General features: G+C 63.1%; 17 protein-coding genes. 12 read left to right on the top strand and 5 right to left on the bottom strand.

The genetic code is table 11. From position 1 onward, the window contains the following. Nucleotides 1-94 precede the first annotated feature (94 nt). From SM753_RS11770 to SM753_RS11750, 5 genes are all read left to right on the top strand, one after another. On the top strand, nt 95-1,462 hold the full coding sequence (locus SM753_RS11770) for a geranylgeranyl reductase family protein (protein ID WP_138796788.1): 1,368 nt from the start codon (nt 95-97) through the stop codon (nt 1,460-1,462). A 124-nt stretch (nt 1,463-1,586) separates the two neighbouring features. Next, a complete protein-coding gene (locus tag SM753_RS11765; protein WP_138796787.1) occupies nt 1,587-2,417 on the top strand; it encodes an aldo/keto reductase in 831 nt (276 codons plus the stop codon). A gap of 47 nt (nt 2,418-2,464) precedes the next feature. Continuing rightward, nucleotides 2,465-3,205 carry a hypothetical protein gene (locus SM753_RS11760; protein ID WP_323191739.1) on the top strand — a complete coding sequence of 247 codons (741 nt, stop codon included), beginning with the start codon at nt 2,465-2,467 and terminating at the stop codon, nt 3,203-3,205. Between the two features lie 49 nt (nt 3,206-3,254). Beyond that, complete coding sequence (locus SM753_RS11755; protein ID WP_135533675.1) at nt 3,255-3,446, top strand: hypothetical protein; 192 nt, start codon at nt 3,255-3,257, stop codon at nt 3,444-3,446. A gap of 124 nt (nt 3,447-3,570) precedes the next feature. Continuing rightward, nucleotides 3,571-4,650, top strand: coding sequence for an IMP dehydrogenase (locus tag SM753_RS11750; RefSeq protein ID WP_323191738.1), 1,080 nt, complete (start codon nt 3,571-3,573; stop codon nt 4,648-4,650). Nucleotides 4,651-4,973: 323 nt separating this feature from the next. Here SM753_RS11750 and SM753_RS11745 read toward each other — a convergent pair whose 3' ends face one another. The 4 genes from SM753_RS11745 to SM753_RS11730 all read right to left on the bottom strand — a co-directional run bounded on the left by SM753_RS11745 (nt 4,974) and on the right by SM753_RS11730 (nt 8,508). Next, entirely contained in the window at nt 4,974-5,945 is a 972-nt protein-coding gene (locus SM753_RS11745; RefSeq protein ID WP_135533677.1) for a phosphoadenosine phosphosulfate reductase family protein, read from the bottom strand. A 115-nt stretch (nt 5,946-6,060) separates the two neighbouring features. Next, nucleotides 6,061-6,633, bottom strand: coding sequence for a hypothetical protein (locus SM753_RS11740; protein ID WP_135533678.1), 573 nt, complete (start codon nt 6,631-6,633; stop codon nt 6,061-6,063). 164 nt (nt 6,634-6,797) lie between these two features. Beyond that, entirely contained in the window at nt 6,798-7,445 is a 648-nt protein-coding gene (gene gfcR, locus SM753_RS11735; protein ID WP_135533679.1) for a transcriptional regulator GfcR, read from the bottom strand. Beyond that, nucleotides 7,432-8,508, bottom strand: a complete 1,077-nt coding sequence (locus tag SM753_RS11730; protein ID WP_323191737.1) for a glucose 1-dehydrogenase — start codon at nt 8,506-8,508, stop codon at nt 7,432-7,434. The genes gfcR and SM753_RS11730 overlap by 14 nt, the downstream gene beginning before the upstream one ends. A gap of 199 nt (nt 8,509-8,707) precedes the next feature. Here SM753_RS11730 and SM753_RS11725 point away from each other — a divergent pair, with 199 nt between their 5' ends. The 4 genes from SM753_RS11725 to SM753_RS11710 all read left to right on the top strand — a co-directional run bounded on the left by SM753_RS11725 (nt 8,708) and on the right by SM753_RS11710 (nt 12,909). Then, on the top strand, nt 8,708-9,964 hold the full coding sequence (locus tag SM753_RS11725; RefSeq protein WP_138796783.1) for an HAD family hydrolase: 1,257 nt from the start codon (nt 8,708-8,710) through the stop codon (nt 9,962-9,964). Between the two features lie 87 nt (nt 9,965-10,051). Beyond that, entirely contained in the window at nt 10,052-11,290 is a 1,239-nt protein-coding gene (locus SM753_RS11720; protein WP_323191736.1) for a mandelate racemase/muconate lactonizing enzyme family protein, read from the top strand. 170 nt (nt 11,291-11,460) lie between these two features. Further along, a complete protein-coding gene (locus SM753_RS11715; protein WP_323191735.1) occupies nt 11,461-12,042 on the top strand; it encodes an NADPH-dependent FMN reductase in 582 nt (193 codons plus the stop codon). A gap of 9 nt (nt 12,043-12,051) precedes the next feature. Beyond that, a complete protein-coding gene (locus SM753_RS11710) occupies nt 12,052-12,909 on the top strand; it encodes an arylamine N-acetyltransferase (protein ID WP_323191734.1) in 858 nt (285 codons plus the stop codon). 251 nt (nt 12,910-13,160) lie between these two features. On the opposite strand, the gene SM753_RS11705 is transcribed toward SM753_RS11710, so the two are convergent. Further along, nucleotides 13,161-13,772, bottom strand: coding sequence for a translation initiation factor IF-2 subunit beta (locus SM753_RS11705; protein ID WP_135533685.1), 612 nt, complete (start codon nt 13,770-13,772; stop codon nt 13,161-13,163). Between the two features lie 278 nt (nt 13,773-14,050). On the opposite strand from SM753_RS11705, the gene SM753_RS11700 reads away from it, so the two are divergent. The 3 genes from SM753_RS11700 to SM753_RS11690 all read left to right on the top strand — a co-directional run bounded on the left by SM753_RS11700 (nt 14,051) and on the right by SM753_RS11690 (nt 16,506). Then, nucleotides 14,051-14,212 (top strand): hypothetical protein, encoded by a 162-nt coding sequence (locus tag SM753_RS11700; protein ID WP_202613786.1) that lies wholly within the window; start codon nt 14,051-14,053, stop codon nt 14,210-14,212. Nucleotides 14,213-14,800: 588 nt separating this feature from the next. Next, on the top strand, nt 14,801-14,965 hold the full coding sequence (locus SM753_RS11695; protein ID WP_135533686.1) for a 50S ribosomal protein L32: 165 nt from the start codon (nt 14,801-14,803) through the stop codon (nt 14,963-14,965). Nucleotides 14,966-15,114: 149 nt separating this feature from the next. Continuing rightward, complete coding sequence (locus tag SM753_RS11690; protein ID WP_323191733.1) at nt 15,115-16,506, top strand: aryl-sulfate sulfotransferase; 1,392 nt, start codon at nt 15,115-15,117, stop codon at nt 16,504-16,506. Nucleotides 16,507-16,572: the final 66 nt, after the last annotated feature.

Genomic DNA, 16,572 nt, shown 5'->3' with positions numbered 1-16,572 from the left:
ACCCGGGTATATTCCTTCCGGCTATCGGTGTGGTGGGACCGCGGAGTTCGTTCCCTCCCGTTTTTTATGAGATGGACGCGAAACTGCGACAATAATGACTGAAACCTACGACATCGTCGTCGTCGGTGGTGGGACCGCGGGTTGCTTCGCCGCGGCGACGGCGGCGGACCGCGGGGTAGATGTCGCTCTGTTAGAACGGAAGTCGGAGGAGGAGGCGGGTCATATCGCCTGCGGCGATGCGATCAAGGGGAAAAACACGTTCCCGGACGTGATCGACCGGGAGTATCTCAAGGAGGAGTCGTTCCAGAACCAGAACATCGAGCGCGCGGTGTTCGAGAACCCTCACTCCGGCGACGACATCGATATCCCGTTGCCCGCCTCGGGTGCCGTTCTTGACCGCACCCGCTACGGGGAAGTCCTCCTGGAAGAGGCCGACCGCATCGGAACCGATATCGAGTACGACACGGTCGTACAGGACGTGATACAGGAGGACGGACGCGTCACGGGCGTTCGCGCCAAGCGCAAAGGCGAGGCGTTGACCTACGAGGCGAACGTCGTCATCGACGGTGCGGGAGCGCTCTCTATTCTGCAGGACAAGGCCGATCTGGAGGACGCGACGTTCGACACGAACGTCGATTACTCGCAGTTTTGCTCCGCGTACCGCGAGATCGTTCACGTCGAGGACCCGGTCGAGTGGCACGACGCAATCGTCTTCAAGCCGACCGAGGAACTCGGATATCTCTGGTACTTCCCGCGGTCGGAAACCGAGATCAACGCCGGTCTCGGGTTCCAGATGAACAAGGAACCGATGGAACTGGTCGACGTTCTCAAACGCGACTTGGAGAACCGTGAGGAGTTCGACGGCGCGGAGGTAGAAGATAAACTCGGCGCTGCGCTCCCGACACGGCGGCCGTACGACTCCGCAACCGGACCCGGGTTCGTCGCCGTCGGCGACGCCGCGGGCCACGTCAACCCTACCACAGGCGGCGGTATTCCGGGAGCGGCGAAAGCGGGACATTGGGCCGCACAACAGGCGATCGAAGCTATCGAGAAAGACGACGTGGGCGAGGCGAACCTCTGGGAGTACAACCAGCGCATCATGCAGGACTTCGGGAAGCGCTTCGCCGCGATGGACCTGTACAACATCTTCGGAAGCGCTCACGAAGTCGACGAACTCGTCGCCGTCGTCTCCTCGCTCCCGGGCCAGCAACTCGTCGACGCGCTCGGCAGTAAGGGGACCTCGTCGATGAGTCTCGGCCTCAAATTCAAGACCATCCTGAAGACGTTCGGGCACTGGGAGACGCTGTACGAACTGTACAAGGTCCACGAGTGCGCAGAGCGACTGAAAGAGGTGTACAACGAGTACCCGAGTTCCCCCGACGGGTTCGACCAGTGGCGGGACCGCCGGGACGCGATCATGGACGACGTGTACGAGATAACCGGCGCTGAGCCGAAGTATTAGAACGACCTTTGTGCCGCGAGCGCCGTAGGCTGTGGCCCTTTCGTAGTTCTACTTCGCCTCTCCATCCCCGTCGTCTCTCTCCGCATTCACAACCCATTTTTGCGTGACGCCCCTTCCTTGCAGTATGTCTCAAGAGCAACAGACACCGGATAGCGTTCCGTCCGTCGATGGCATGCCGCGACTCGGCCTGGGTACGTGGCAAAACACCGACCCGGACCAGTGTCGCGAGAGCGTACAGACCGCACTGGAGACGGGGTATCGCCACGTCGACACCGCACAGGCGTACGACAACGAGGTCGAGGTCGGCGACGGGATAGCGGCGGCGGACGTCGACCGCGACGACGTCTTTCTTGCGACGAAGATCTGGACTGATAACCTCTCGTACGACGACGTGATCCACACGGCGCGCGAGAGTCTGAACCGTCTCGGCGTCGACTACCTCGACCTGCTGTACGTCCACTGGCCGTCCGGGGAGTACGACGCTGAGGACACGCTGGCGGCGTTCGCTGAACTGTACGACGACGGCCTGATCGACCGCGTCGGCGTGAGCAACTTCCTACCCGAGCAGGTCCGGGAGGCAACAGAGGTCTGTGACGCGCCTATCTTCGCCAATCAGGTCGAGATGCACCCGCTGCTTCCCCAGGAGGACCTCCAGGCGTGCGCCGAACGGGAGGACGTAAACCTCGTGGCGTACTCGCCGCTCGCGCGCGGCCGGGTGTTCGACGTGCCCGAGATCCAGGCGGTCGCGAAGAAACACGACGCGAGCGCGGCGCAGGTGAGTCTCGCGTGGCTGCTCGAGAAGGGAGCCACGCCGATCCCAAAGGCCACCAGCGAGGACCACATCCGCGACAACTGGAGTAGCCTCTCGATCGAACTCGACGAGGACGACATCGAGACTATCGACGGGATCGACCGACAGGAGCGGCAGGTCGACCCCGGCTTCGCTCCCTGGTAGGTCCGAAGGCCGGAAAGTTGAAACCGAGCGATCCTGTCTACGTGCATATGGCTACCGGGTCAAAGACCAGAGGTGGTGTCTTTCACGCGATATCGGTGGATCTGCGCCGGTTACACGAGACCTGGATGGAACTCGTTTTCCCCCGGCAGCGCACGTCCACGCACTCGGTGCTCGGCAAGTGGACGCCGAACACGACGACTGGCTGGATCGGCTATCGTCTGTGGGCCGCGTTAGGGGTGATGATAGTCGCCTTGCTGTACCCGCTCGCGCTGTTCGGGTTCATGGCGCGGTTCTACGCGCGGAAGGCGGACGGGACTGCGACTCGGATCGGCATTCTCGGCGTCGTCGCCGTCTCCGTTCTCATCTGGGGGGCACTGACGGTGTTTGCACACTTTCGCTTCTCGCGCACCGGCTTTCTCGCCGTGGGCGCGGCGGGCGTCGTGGCCACCATATCGGCGGCGCTCGCCGTGGTGTTCTCCCGGGTCGGCGGTCGGAAGACGACGGTGTTTCTCGGCTATCCGTTCGGCATGACCGCCGTCTTCCTCCCGCCCGTCGTAGCGGCGCTTTACTCCCCGACGCTCGCACAGACGATCTTCCCCCAGAGCGAATCGCTCGCCATCTGGCTCCTCGACAACGTACTGTACGTCGGCGGGATCAACGAGTTCCTTCGGTCCCGATACTCGCTGTCGGGGCTGGGCTACGTCGGCATGTGGTTCGGCATCGCCGTTCCCCTGGGCTGGATCCTCGGGGGGTTAGTGACGCTCGCCGACCTGATCAGGCCGAAGTGAGCTGCTGATCTCGGAACCATTAGGTGTTTCTCGCCCGTAGATGACGGACATGGAGTTCGACCTGTCCAAGACGGCGGCCGCGTTCGTGGCTCTGATCGCCGTTGGCGTGGGAAGTCTGATCGTCACACCGATGATGACGACTCGGATCGTGTTGATGATGGTGCTACCCTCGATGGTCGTGTTCGGTGCGATCTGTCTCGCCATCGGCGTCGCACACGGACAGTACCGCGCGACGCACTGATACGGACTGTTGTGACTGTGTACCGGTGTTCGCCGACCCCGTGTCGGCGCTATCCGGAACTGACTCACAGCAGTCCGACGGTCCGGTATGCTTTTGCCGTTGTGTGCGATACACAAGTGGCGGTATGAACAACCTGCGAACGGGACTCTCGTACGGCGACGTCTTGCTGGTGCCCCAGCGGTCGCCCGTCGAGTCCCGAAACGACGTTGAGATATCGACAACCCTCACTGACGAGTTAGAACTCGAAACGCCCCTGCTGTCCGCGCCGATGGACACCGTCACGGAGTCCGAGGCGGCTATCGCCCTCTCGCAAGCCGGCGGATTCGGAACGATCCACCGGTTCGTTAGTATCGAGGAACAGGCGGCGGAAGTGCGGGCCGTGGCGGACGCCGGCGAACAGGTCGGCGCGGCGATCGGGATCAACGAAGACTATCTGGAGCGGACCGAAGCCGTCCTCGACGCGGGCACCGACTGCGTGATGGTCGACGTGGCTCACGGCCACCTGGAGTCGTGTCTCGATGTCGTCTCCCGTCTCCGGAAGGAGTTCGGCGACATCGATCTCGTCGTCGGAAACGTCGCAACGCCGGACGGCGTCCGCGACCTCTACAGCGCCGGTGCCGACTGCGTGAAAGTCGGCATCGGACCGGGATCGCACTGCACCACGCGGAAGGTCGCCGGTGCCGGCGTCCCGCAACTCACCGCAGTCGACGACTGCGCAGCGGTCGCCGACGACCTTGGCGTCCCGATCATCGCCGACGGCGGTATCCGCTCCTCCGGCGACGCGGTGAAGGCGCTGATGGCCGGCGCGGACTCGGTGATGATGGGCAGCCTCTTCGCCGGCACCGAGGAAGCCCCCGGCGAGGTCGTCGACGTCGACGGCCGCACGTACAAGCGCTCGCGCGGGATGGCCACCACCGCGGCGAACGAGGACCGTTCGGACAAGGAGGTAGACGTCGACGCCGACGAGGGCGTCGAGGGACTCACGGAGTACAAGGGTCCGCTCGTCGACGTCGCCGAGGAGTTCGCCGCCGGTATCCGCTCCGGCCTGAGCTACTGCGGCGGCCACACTATCGAAAAAGCCCGGCAGAACGCGGAGTTCATCCGCGTCGCCGCCAGCGCCCGGGAGCGAGAGGGCGCTCACTCCGACGACGAGTGGGAGACGGTGACCGTCGACCACGGCGTCGTCCGCGAAACCGAGCAGTAGACGAGTTCTCCGGAGTCGAAACGCCCCTGAGGGGGAGGTGTGCGATTCGCGTTTCGGTTTCGATCACATCTCAGCCGAGCCGGCGTGAACGCGCTCGCCGCTAGGGCGAGCGGGTGAGCGTACGGGGGAGGGCAGGCTGTCGCCGATTAGCCGCCAAAGGAAAGCGTCCGCGCGAACGGAGAGTGCGGTTCGCCGTGGAAGGCATACGGCGGCTTCGCCGCCGTTTCACCGGGCGCGACCGTAGAGAGCGCCTGGGATTGTTTGGCCGAGCTTTTTTGCGCGAGTGGTCGCCGAAGGCGACCTGAGCGTCAAAAAAGGTCGTCTTACATGTAACCGAGGTCGCGCAGGCGCTCCATCAGGTCCTCCTTGTCCTGGGCGCGGCCGGCGCGCTCGGTCGTGTTCTCCATGTCCTGCAGCCAGGCGGGCTCCTCGGCGGACTTGTCGGTCGAGATCTCGCTGCCGAGCGAGCGGAAGCCGGCGAAGTACTTCGGCGAGACGGGAACGTCCTCCTTCTCGATCCCTTCGGGGAGGTCGTCCTGACCCTGCGGGACGTACCCCTCGTCCGGGTAGTCCTCGACGGTGTCCGGTACGACGAAGTTCCAGAACGTCTCCCAGACGTCGGGTTCGGCGAACTGGAGGATCGGCTGGACGCGGTCGTGCGGCGGGTAGATATCGGGGTCGTGGCGCGGCGAGAAGAACGTTTCGTCGGCGCGGGCCTCCTGTTCGTCCCAGCGGACGCCGGAGAGGATGCCGTCGACATCGTGCTCTTCGATAGCGTCGTTCAGCGCCACGGTCTTCAGCAGGTGGTTGCCGACGTAGGTGTCGAGCAGGAACGGGAACTCGTCCTCCTCGTACTCCAGAATGTTGCGGACGTGATGCTGGTTGTGCTCCGAGAGTTCGTCGATCGGGATGTCGTCGCCGGGTTCGAGGCCGTTCTCGTCGACGTACTCGCCGATGTCCTCGTTGCGGGCCCAGATGACGTCCAGGTCCCACTCGTCGGCCCAGTGGTCGACGTAGTCGATGAGTTCGTCGAAGTGCTGGTAGTGGTCGATGAAGACGACCGGCGGAACTTCGAGGTCGAAGCGGTCGGCGACCTCCTTGACGAAGTAAAGCGTCAGCGTCGAGTCCTTGCCGCCGGTCCACATCACGACCGGGTTCTCGTACTCTTCGAGGCCTGTCTTCGTAACCTCGATGGCCTTCTCGATCTTGTGGTTTACCGACGGGTAGTCGGCGGGGTCTTCGCCCTCGCCGTCCTCGTAGTCGACGTTAACGTAGTCGGGGAAGTTCTCTGCCATCTCGTAATTAGATATAATTAGGAGCGGTAAAAGTTTGATGGACGCTTATCGCTGATCGCTTGCGAGATGGTACCACACGGGTCGTTACGGGAGAATAGCCGCGGGAGAAGGGAACTCAGTCCGAGATGAACTTGTTGTCGCGCCAGTTGACGCCGCTTTCGCCCTTGTTGCCGTCTCCGGGGCCCTCGACGACCTCTATCGATGCCGGGCGGTCCTCGCTGTCGACGATGCGGGTCGCCTGAAGTTCGTCTTCTTCGACGGTGATAGCCGTCAGCGTTCCTTTCTCGGCCTGCCGGGCGATGTCACAGAGAACCAGGAACATCTCGTACTGGAGCGTCGAGTTCTGGAGGACGGTTTCGCGGTCGCCCTTGAACGCGGCGTACTCGACGAGTTCGGATTCGATCTCCTCTTCCTCCTCTTCGCCCCACTGCGGGCCGCTCTGGCGTCGCTCCTCGGGTTCTTCCTCGTACACCCTGTTTTCGGTTACGCTGGCTTTCAACTGTGCCGTCGGCGTGTACTTGCTGATGCTCTTGTCGTCCGCGACGGCTTTCAGGATCAAGGTGTTGTTCCGCCGGGTTATCTCTATGTCCTCTATCCCGTCCGGGAGATCAGCGTCCTCGAAGTGGTCATGGACTGTTTCGAGCGGCAGTTCCAGTGTCGAGTGAAGTCGATAAACGTGGTTTGACATAGCTGATTGTGTTCGAGGTCCGCGACAGCAGTTGGTTGTGTGTGTGTAGGACTCCGGCGCTTATATGGACTGCTATTTCATTCTCTAGATGTAGGGCCGAAATTTGCTCGCCTATCGTCGCTGTATAATACGGAGTCACGCAGTCTCCGGAACGGTTGGCCCGTCTACTCGTCCTCGGAGCCGACACGGATGACCTGGAGGAGCGAGTACACCGGGACCCCTTCTATCTCCTCGACGCCCTGCTTGTCCGCGAGTACGCCACAGGCGACCGGTTCGCCGCCCTGTTCGCGGATAGCCTTGACCGTCTCGGTCATCGTCGTCCCGCTGGTGATCGTGTCGTCGACGACGTAACATTCGCGGTTTCGTATCTGCGCGAAGTTCCGAGAGAACGACCCGCCCAGTTCCTCGATATCGCCCTCCTCCCACTGATGTTTCCGGGGGGCGTACGTTCCGAGGTCAGTGTCGAGTTCGCGGGCTACGGTCGTCGCGAGCGGCGCGCCGGCTTTCTCGATGCCGATGGTCAGGTCCACGTCTTCCCCGCGCTTCTGGAGGAGGTCGGCCATCGCCGACCCGACGGACGCGAGACGCTTGCTGTCCCGGCCGATGGCGCTCCAGTCGACGTGAATATCGTGCGGACTGCCGGCAGACGGTTCCGCGGACGCCATCGCCGGCGGAGTGGTCGTCCCGCTCCGCTCTACGAGCCAACTCGCCGTCTCGCGCGAGACGTTGAGTTCGTCGGCTATCTCGCCTTTCGACAGCCCCCGCTCCGCCAACTCGGCGGCGCTCTCTATCAGATCGTCAACGTTCTTCATATGTGCTGAATTCGACCGCTGTTTTTATAGTCGTGTCGTCGTCGTCAAACGCGCGGTCGAGTTCGCCGAGGCCGTAGACGCCGGTAACGAGGTCGTCGAAGAGCCACTCCGGCAGCGTTTCGAGCGTCTCCACCGCCGCTTCGAAGTGTTCGACGCGGGAGTTGACGCTGCCGACGAGCGCCTTGTTGTGGAGGACGAACTCGTTGTGAAGCGCGCCGCCGTCTATCTCGAACTCCCAGGAGTCGGGGACGCCGAGGAGGGCTCCGACGCCGTTGGGTTCGAGCGCCCGGATCGTTTCAAACGCGTGCTTCGCGTAGCCGGTCGCCTCGTAGATGACGTCCATGCCCTCGTGAGTGTCCGGTACGTCGGCGACCGCGGTCTGCCGGGAGTCGACGTACGTCGCGCCGAGTTCCTCGATGATGTCGATGGTCGGGTCCGGGCGGTCGCGGCGACCGAGACAGTACGTACGGTCGAACCCCTCCGTGTGTTCGAACATCGCCAGCGTCAGCAGCCCGAGGCTGCCGTTGCCGAGCACCATGGCGGACTCCGGATTCCAGTCGAACGCGGAGCGGGAGGCGTAGGCGAGTTCGAGCGCTTTCTCCGTGATGCTGACCGGTTCGACCAGAAAACCCAGGTCGGCCATGGCCGCAGGGACGGTGACGAGGCAGTCGGCGGGGCTGGTGAAATACTCCGCCATGAACCCGTGAGCCCCCTCGATACCGCGTTCCCAATACTGCCCGCTCGGGGCCATGTCGGGTTCGCCGCGCTCGAAGAACTCGTTGCTCTCGCCCGGTGTGCGTCGGACGGTGGGAACGACGACATCACCGTCAGTCAGGTCCGTCCCGTTCGGATCGACGACGACGCCGACGGCCTCGTGACCGAGCACGAGATGGTCCTCGCCGTCCGGAAAGCCGCCGTGCAAGCCATTGATGACCTCGTGGTCGGTGCCGTCAACGCCGACGCGCAGCGTTTCGACCAGCGCTTCTCCGGGCTCGGGTTCGGGTTTCGGTTTCTCGACGACGGTCGGGGTTTGCTCGCCCTCCCTGAGTACGACAGCGTCCATACCTACCCGTTAGCACGGAAGGTGAAAAGTATTTATTCTATTCTGAGTAAATATACTGAAAGTTCCGTTTCACCTCAGTTCTCTCCGAGCGGAGAAACAGTAGTCAACCTTGACGGCCACGGCCGGGACGGAGCGGGGGCGTTCGCGGGTAACGACTCCGTCCGGGCACGTTTATGCCGGTCCCGACACGTGATACGGTATGGAACGGTACGACCACCTCTATCGACTCTACGACGAGTTCGACACGGAGACGCTCCGGGACTATCAGGAGTTCGTCGACGTGTTTCCGCCGGTCGACTCCCGAGTCGCCCTCGAACACTGGCAGAACGCGAGCGACGAACTCAGCGAGCGGAAAGACGAGATCCGAGAGTCGTTTACCGCCGGTGAGACGTTCGCGGAGACCGCAGCGCACGCGACGCGCGACCAGGCGTTTACCGCCCTGGACCTCCTCGCCAAACACGGCCGGTCGGTCAACGTCCTCGTTCTCGACGTCGACGAGACGCTTCGCTCCGCCGGAAGCACGGACAACGAGATCCCTCGCGACACGCTCCACCTGCTGACGGAGTTCCACGAGGACGGCGTGCCTATCGTCATCTGCACGGGACAGACGCTTGAGAACGTAAAGGGGTTCATGATTCAGGGACTCGGCTCGGAGATCGTCCACTCGGGCGACCTGAGCATCGTGTACGAGGCCGGGACCGGCGTGTTCACGCCCGGTCACGGTGCGGAGACGAAGCAACTGCTGTACGACGACCTCGACGACGATATCGTCGAGGTGTTCGACGAAGTACGCTCGCGTATCCTCCGGGAGGCACCGGACCACCTCCGCCGCGGGTGTCACCTCCAGGGCAACGAGTTCAACGTCACGCTCAAGCCGAACTTCGAGATCGGCGGCGAACGGGCGGGCGAAGTGATAGACGACGGACTGGTGTACGAACTCGACCTCCTCGGCGAGGCGGTCGCCGGGCGGGTCGACGGAGTCGAGACGGACGACAGGGCATCCCGATGGGCCCGGACGTACTACGCGGCACAAGACCCGGAGATACGGAGCGTGCTCGAACAGCGAGGCGAGTATCCCGACACGCACTCCGAGTCGATACCCGACGCCGTCGCGGACGTGTTCGAGCGGATCGACGTGGCGTATTACGAGGCCGACGCCGCGGAGATAGGGAGCCTCGAACTGAACAAGGTCGTCGGCGTCCGGACCGCGTTCGACGTCCTCGGTATCGACGCCCCGTTCGCGCTGGTGATGGGCGACAGCAAGAGCGACCTGCGCGTGATGGAGTGGGTCGCGGAGAACGACGCGGGCATCGGGGCCGCGCCGAACCACGCGTCGCGGGACGCGCTTGATCACGTCCTTTCGACGGACGAACTCGTTTTCGACCGCGGCAAGAGCGCGGAGATGCTGCGGACGATTTACGCGCTGAACCGACTCGCCGCACTGGACGGCGCGTGACTCACGAGAGATCCGTCATCTCAGCGCCCGTAACTGTCCCGGACGCGTATCTCAAACCTTTACTTCCGCGTGAGTAAACGATCCACCATGGGGATCGACTACTCGGACCTGCACGACCCGAACGCGGAGTACACGATGCGCGAACTCTCCGCACCGGAGATGGGAGTGACGCGAGAACGCGGCGGCGGGCGCGACGTCGAGATCACGGACGTTCAGACGACGATGGTCGACGGGAACTTCCCGTGGACGCTCGTTCGCGTCTACACGGACGCGGGCATCGTCGGCACGGGCGAGGCGTACTGGGGGGCCGGCGTTCCCGAACTCATCGAGCGGATGAAACCGTTCGTCGTCGGCGAGAACCCCCTCGACATCGACCGCCTCTTCGAACACCTGATCCAGAAGATGTCCGGCGAGGGCTCCGTCGAAGGCGTCACAGTCACGGCCATCTCGGGGATCGAAGTGGCCCTGCACGACCTGGCCGGCAAGATCCTCGACGTGCCGGCCTACCAGTTGCTCGGCGGGAAGTACCGCGACGAGATGCGCGTCTACTGCGACTGTCACACCGAACAGGAGGCCGACCCGGACGCCTGCGCCGACGAGGCGGAACGCGTCGTCGAGGAACTCGGCTACGACGCGCTGAAGTTCGACCTCGACGTACCGAGCGGACACGAGAAAGACCGCGCGAACCGACACCTCCGCCCGCCCGAGGTCCGACACAAGGTCGAGATCGTCGAGAAAGTAACCGAGCGCGTCAAGAACCGCGCCGACGTGGCCTTCGACTGCCACTGGACGTTCTCCGCCGGGTCGGCCAAGCGTCTCACCGCGGCGCTGGAGGAGTACGACGTCTGGTGGCTCGAAGACCCGGTCCCGCCGGAGAACTTAGACGTACAGGAGGAAGTGACGAAATCGACGACGACGCCGATCACCGTCGGTGAGAACCGCTACCGCGTCACGGAGGAGCGCCGCCTCATCGAGAACCAGGCCGTCGACATGATCGCCCCGGACATGCCGAAGGTCGGCGGCATGCGCGAAACCCGAAAGATCGCAGACGCCGCGAACCAGTATTACATCCCAGTCGCGATGCACAACGTCTCCTCGCCCGTCGCGACGATGGCTTCGGCCCACGTCGGCGCGGCCATACCCAACTCGCTCGCCGTCGAGTACCACAGTTACGAACTCGGCTGGTGGGAGGACCTCGTCGAGGAGACGGTCATCGAAGACGGATACATTGAGATCCCTGAGGAACCCGGACTCGGCGTGACACTCGACATGGACGCCGTCGAGCGGCACATGGTCGAGGGCGAGGAACTGTTCGACGAGGCCTGATAGCACCCGTCCGCAACGCGCTTTCGGCGGACGGTTGACCGTTCCGCGTCCGGTTCGCAGTGATCGCGGATGCTGTCACTTTTTACGTCGGGTTGATATAAAATATCGATCAAAAATTCGTTTCAGGGAGCGCTTTAGTGGGTATCGTCGGTAGTACGGAGTAGAGACCGATGCCGAGGAATCCACATGTCGTCGCGGTGTGCGGAAGCCTGAACGACGACAGCAAGACACGAGTCGCGCTACGGACCGCGCTGGACGCGGCGGCGGCCGCGGGCGCGACGACTGAACTGATCGACCTCCGCGACCACGAACTCCTGCCGTACGGGTGGGACGGTGCCGACGGGAGCGACGCGGAGTCGCTCCGGCGGAGCGTCCGCGAGGCGGACGCCGTCCTCTTCGGAACGCCTGTGTACCACGGGTCCTTCTCGGGGTCGCTGAAGAACGCCCTCGATTACTGCAAGCGCGCCGACTTCGACGGAACGACAACCGCCGCACTGGCCGTTGCCGGCGGTGGGTTTCCGCGAGCGACGCTCGAACACCTGCGGGAGGTCGCTCTTACGCTCGACGCGTGGCCGCTGCCACAGCAGGTCGCCATCCCGAACTCGGGATCGACGGTCGGTGACGACGAGATACGCGACGGCGACGTCGAGCGCCGCGTTCGCGAGTTAGGCGAGAAACTGGTCCGGTACGCGGGCGTCGAGCGCTACCCCGAGGCCGCTCGGGCCCCGGCAGACCCCGCGACCGTCGACTGACCGCGACAGATGAATTCCGAACGCTACCTCGAACGGATCGGCCTCGGCGCGACGGATATCCCGCATCCCGACCGCGAGTCGCTCGAACGACTTCAGGAGGCACACGTCACCGCGGTCCCGTTCGAGACGCTATCTATCACCGGACATCCGTTCGGAGACCGGAAGTCGAGCGGAGCGGGCGCTCCCAACGAGCGACCGGACGGAACCGCGAATCCCGACGGCGAGGGGGTCTCGCTCGACCGGGCCCACCTCTACGAGAAGGTCGTCGAACGCCGCCGTGGCGGCTTCTGTTACGAACTCAACGGCCTGTTCGGGTGGCTCCTCGGCGAACTCGGGTTCGATGCGGACCGCGTCGCCGCCCGCGTCGTCAACGACGGCACGGCCCGCCCGCCGGCGAATCACCTCACTCACGTCGTCGAGTTCGACCGACGGTACGTGACGGACGTCGGGACGGGGACCCCCCAGATTCGGCGTCCGGTCCCCCTCGACGGGACTGTCGTCGCCGACGCCGCCGACGTCGAGTGGCGCGTCGTCAAGAGCGACCGCCCCGACGCGGAGTATCTAACGCAGTACCGGGAACAGGGTGACGACGGATGGACCGACCGGTACGTGTTTCGCGACCGCCCGCGGCCCCCTGGCTTTTTCGAGGCGACCTGCGAATACCTCCAGAGCGCGCCCGAATCGCCGTTTACAGGCGATCCCGTCGTCGCTATCGCGACCGGGCGAGGGTACAAACAGCTCTCGACGGAGACGTTCACCGAGACGACCGGCGGCGAATCCCGCGAGAAACCGGTCCCCCCAGAGGAGTGGGATGACGTTCTCGAACGCGAGTTCGGCGTGCGGTATCCGGCGAACAGGACCGGTTGACGACCGGCGGCGAACGTTCCCGTCCGACATCTCTCACTCGTGCCCTAGAATCGCACCCTCGGGCAGCGTCCGGCAATCAGGGAACCCGTGGCCAAGAGCACAGAACTCACCGTTTACAGGGATCAGAACCCGGCGCACGGGCGTCCTCTTTCGGCGCCTCGCTCTCCCGACGGTACGGACATCGCTATCGAGCGGAAAATACACGAGAGAGCGAACGGCAGGGGCCTCTGGAGTCGAAAAGCGAACCGGCGTCAGTTCGCGAGGCGGGCGAACGCGAGATTGCCGCTGATGTTTTTGATGTAGATGTTCACGACCTGGCCCTCCTGCGTGCCCGGGACGAAGATCGTGTACTTGCCCTTCTCGGCGACACCGTCGCCCTTGCGACCGGTGCCGGTGATCTTGACCTCGTAGGTTTGACCCTCCTCGACCGCATCGCGGTTCTGCGTAGTCTCGGTGTTCGACCGCTTCGTGACCGGTCGGAACGCACCGCAGGCTTCACAGCGGAGCATCTGGGTTCGGTCCTCCATCGTCAGTTTGGTGTCGGGGAGTCCACACTGCGAACAGGTGACGAACTCGTCGATGTAACTGTCGATCGCGGCGTCGAAGTCGCTGCCGGTGAACGAACCGTTGTACCGCGCGCGGCCGTCGTCGAACTGACCGGCCGTACCGAGTTCGCGCTGGATGACGCTGTGTAGGTGTTCCGGGTCGCGCGAGAGCGCGTCGGCGACAGCGCCGAGGTTCGTGAGTCGCGTGAACGCGCCGTCTTTCTGGGCCTCTGCGTCGGGCACCGACAGTCGTTCGTCGGAGCCGGTGTAATCAGGGACCGCGTCGAGGGCGCGGTCGAGGCTAGCTTCGTAGTCCATATCACACCAAGAGGCCCGGCAGGTAAAGGGGTTCGCTTTGCGCTATCGGCGACCGCAGTCCACATTTAGGACAGCCCGACAGTAGTATTATTCTATATATTAATAGTAAGTAATAATATATAGTGTGATATAGAGTATATGTGGATCAGTATCGCCAGAATCAATTCTACTACTGTCACTTTCGGCATCAGATCAGGTCGTAAGGCACAGTTTAATCGGCAGTATCCAGTGTATAACTATGCCCATACTGTGAGTTGTCGCTGGCAGGGTGAATTAGAATGCCCAAATGTAACAACTGTGGTTCGTTCGTAACACCGGATTTCGTTAGAGTGTTCGGCGGAAACGAAGACGAGGTGTACGGTTGTCTCGACTGCGTCGGCGCGACCGCAGTCAAAAACGGCGCGGGACGAGAACAGATCGAAGCGCGAACCGGACTGTAACCGCAGCGGATTTCACCACACTGTTTGTCCTGATTGTCTCCAGTAGTGTCGCTACTGGGTATCCGCTCACAGGCGATAGCTGACAGCATTCAAATACGTCCGGTAGGTGAGAGAACAGTACGAGATTCGGAAGTCGGACTGGTATCCGAATGCGAATTCACACAGTTCCTATCAGGCCGTCCTGTCCCTTGTGAGATGGCCGTCCGTCGACTCTATCAGTGGTTCGCCTCGGACGGAGTTTCGATCCGAAGAACCGATCTGTCCGCAACAAAGTTCCTGCTTACCATCGTTTCGCGGCCGAGCCAGTTCCCGATACGAGCGGACACGACTTCCGCGAACGCGAAACCGTCCGAGTAAACGAACGCTACGACGGCCCGGCGCACCGATCTCGCGGGTAGCCGCTCGGACTCGTGACGCTAAACCGTGGGCGTCGACACGTGTCGCTGTACGACCGTAGCCACTGGATAGTCCCGTCCGCCAGAATAAACGTCAATCGACCCCAGTAATGGACTCCCTTAGCCGATTGAACGAAAATGCCCTCTTATATCAGACGGGATCGTGTGAGAACACTTACGGGAGGACTGGCGAATGAGCGTATTCGAGAACTTGCGGCAGGTGTTCCGGAGCGAAACCCCGGATCACACCTACGAATGCAAAGGCTGTGGGAAGCCGTTCGAGTTACAGCATCAAGTCTGTCCCTCCTGCGGTGGGTTCCGGGTCGAACGAGTCGACTGGAGCGACATTACGAACTGATTCTAACGAGGTCGAAGCGTTTCGCAAGTCTCCGAAATACTGCGACATCTACGACCGCTCCGGATCTCGACTGCTATCACGGATCGGAAACGCACACGAGACTCACCCGAAGTGGACAGTTCTTTTAGAGTCCCGTTTGAGGGGTAGGTATGGACGGTGAAACCGCTGACTCCTCCCCGTTTGACCGGATCCGTTCGAGGGTCACGCGTCGACGGCTTCGCATCGCGTTTCTCGTCATCGTTATCCTCTGCGGAGCATACCTGGCGTACGGTGCCGTGACGGGGGTCACGACCGCAACCGAAGACGGCGTCCCCGAGGCCCCGCCGACGGAGAACCACACTGTCGTCACCGAATCAGCCAAATTCGGCACGATAATCGCCTACGCGCCGAACGGGAGCGTCGCGTACTACAACAACTCGCACACGAAGTATTTCGACGTCGATCCCGTGGAAGGGGAGTCGATGACCGTGGAGTACGTTGCGACCGACACCATTCACACCGCAGGACCGCGGTGTCAGGACCCGCCGTGTGCCAGAAACGTCATCGAGCGGGCGAATCTCACGACGGGGGAGGTCACCGAACTGTACGCCCGCTACGTTCCGGAAGAGAACGCCGCCGAGTGGCACGACGCCGACCGAGTCAACGAGTCCCACGTCGTGCTCGCGGACATGGTCGACGACGAGGTGTACATGGTCGACACCGAAACGGAGATGATAGAGTGGACCTGGCAAGCCCAAAGCGAGTTCCCCGTCGAAGAGGGCGGTCCGTACCCCGGCGACTGGGCGCATCTCAACGACGTGGAAGTCCTGAACGACGGCCGCGTCATGGCCAGTCTGCGAAACCAGGACCAGGTCGTCTTCATCGACCCCGAAACCGGCATGCAGGAGAACTGGACGCTCGGCGAGGAGGGTAACCACGACATCCAGTACGAACAGCACAACCCCGACTACATCCCCGAAGAGCACGGCGGCCCCGCCGTCATCGTCGCGGACTCCGAGAACGCACGCGTCCAGGAGTTCCAGCGCGAGGACGGTTCCTGGAACCGTACCTGGGTGTGGTCCGACGAGCGCATGCAGTGGCCCCGCGACGCCGACCGCCTGCCGAACGGCAACACGCTCATCACCGACACGAACGGCAAGCGCGTGATCGAAGTGAACGAGTCCGGCGACATCGTCTGGCAGGTCGAACTCTCGCACCCGTACGACGCCGAACGCCTCGGGACCGGCGACGAGAGCGCAGGAGGACAGAGCGCGACGGCCCTCGGTCTCGACTCCCGAACCGCCGGCGATGACGGGGGCGGAGGCGGGTTCAGTCTCGGTATCTTCGAAACCGTCTCCGACGTCGTCCGCGGACTCTTGCCCTCTCGGGTCGTCAACGCCATCATCTACGTCGGTCCGACGTGGATGGGCAGACCGGAGTTCGGCGCGGCTGCCGTCGCCGTCCTCACCGGTCTGACGTGGACCGGCCTCGAACTCCGCTGGTTCCTGCGGGCGCGAGGGATCACGTTCCAATCGCCGATCACTCGCGACGAGCGGAACTGAACCGCGTCAGGTCCGAATTCGACGTTTACCACCTTCCGCCGCCGAACGCTACGAAGCGGGTCACCA

Origin of the sequence: Halostella sp. PRR32 (genome assembly GCF_034808085.1) — an archaeon.
Lineage (GTDB): Archaea > Halobacteriota > Halobacteria > Halobacteriales > Natronoarchaeaceae > Halostella > Halostella pelagica.
The sequence above is the reverse complement of the archived record's forward strand: the minus strand, read 5'-3'. Positions and strand labels throughout refer to the sequence as shown.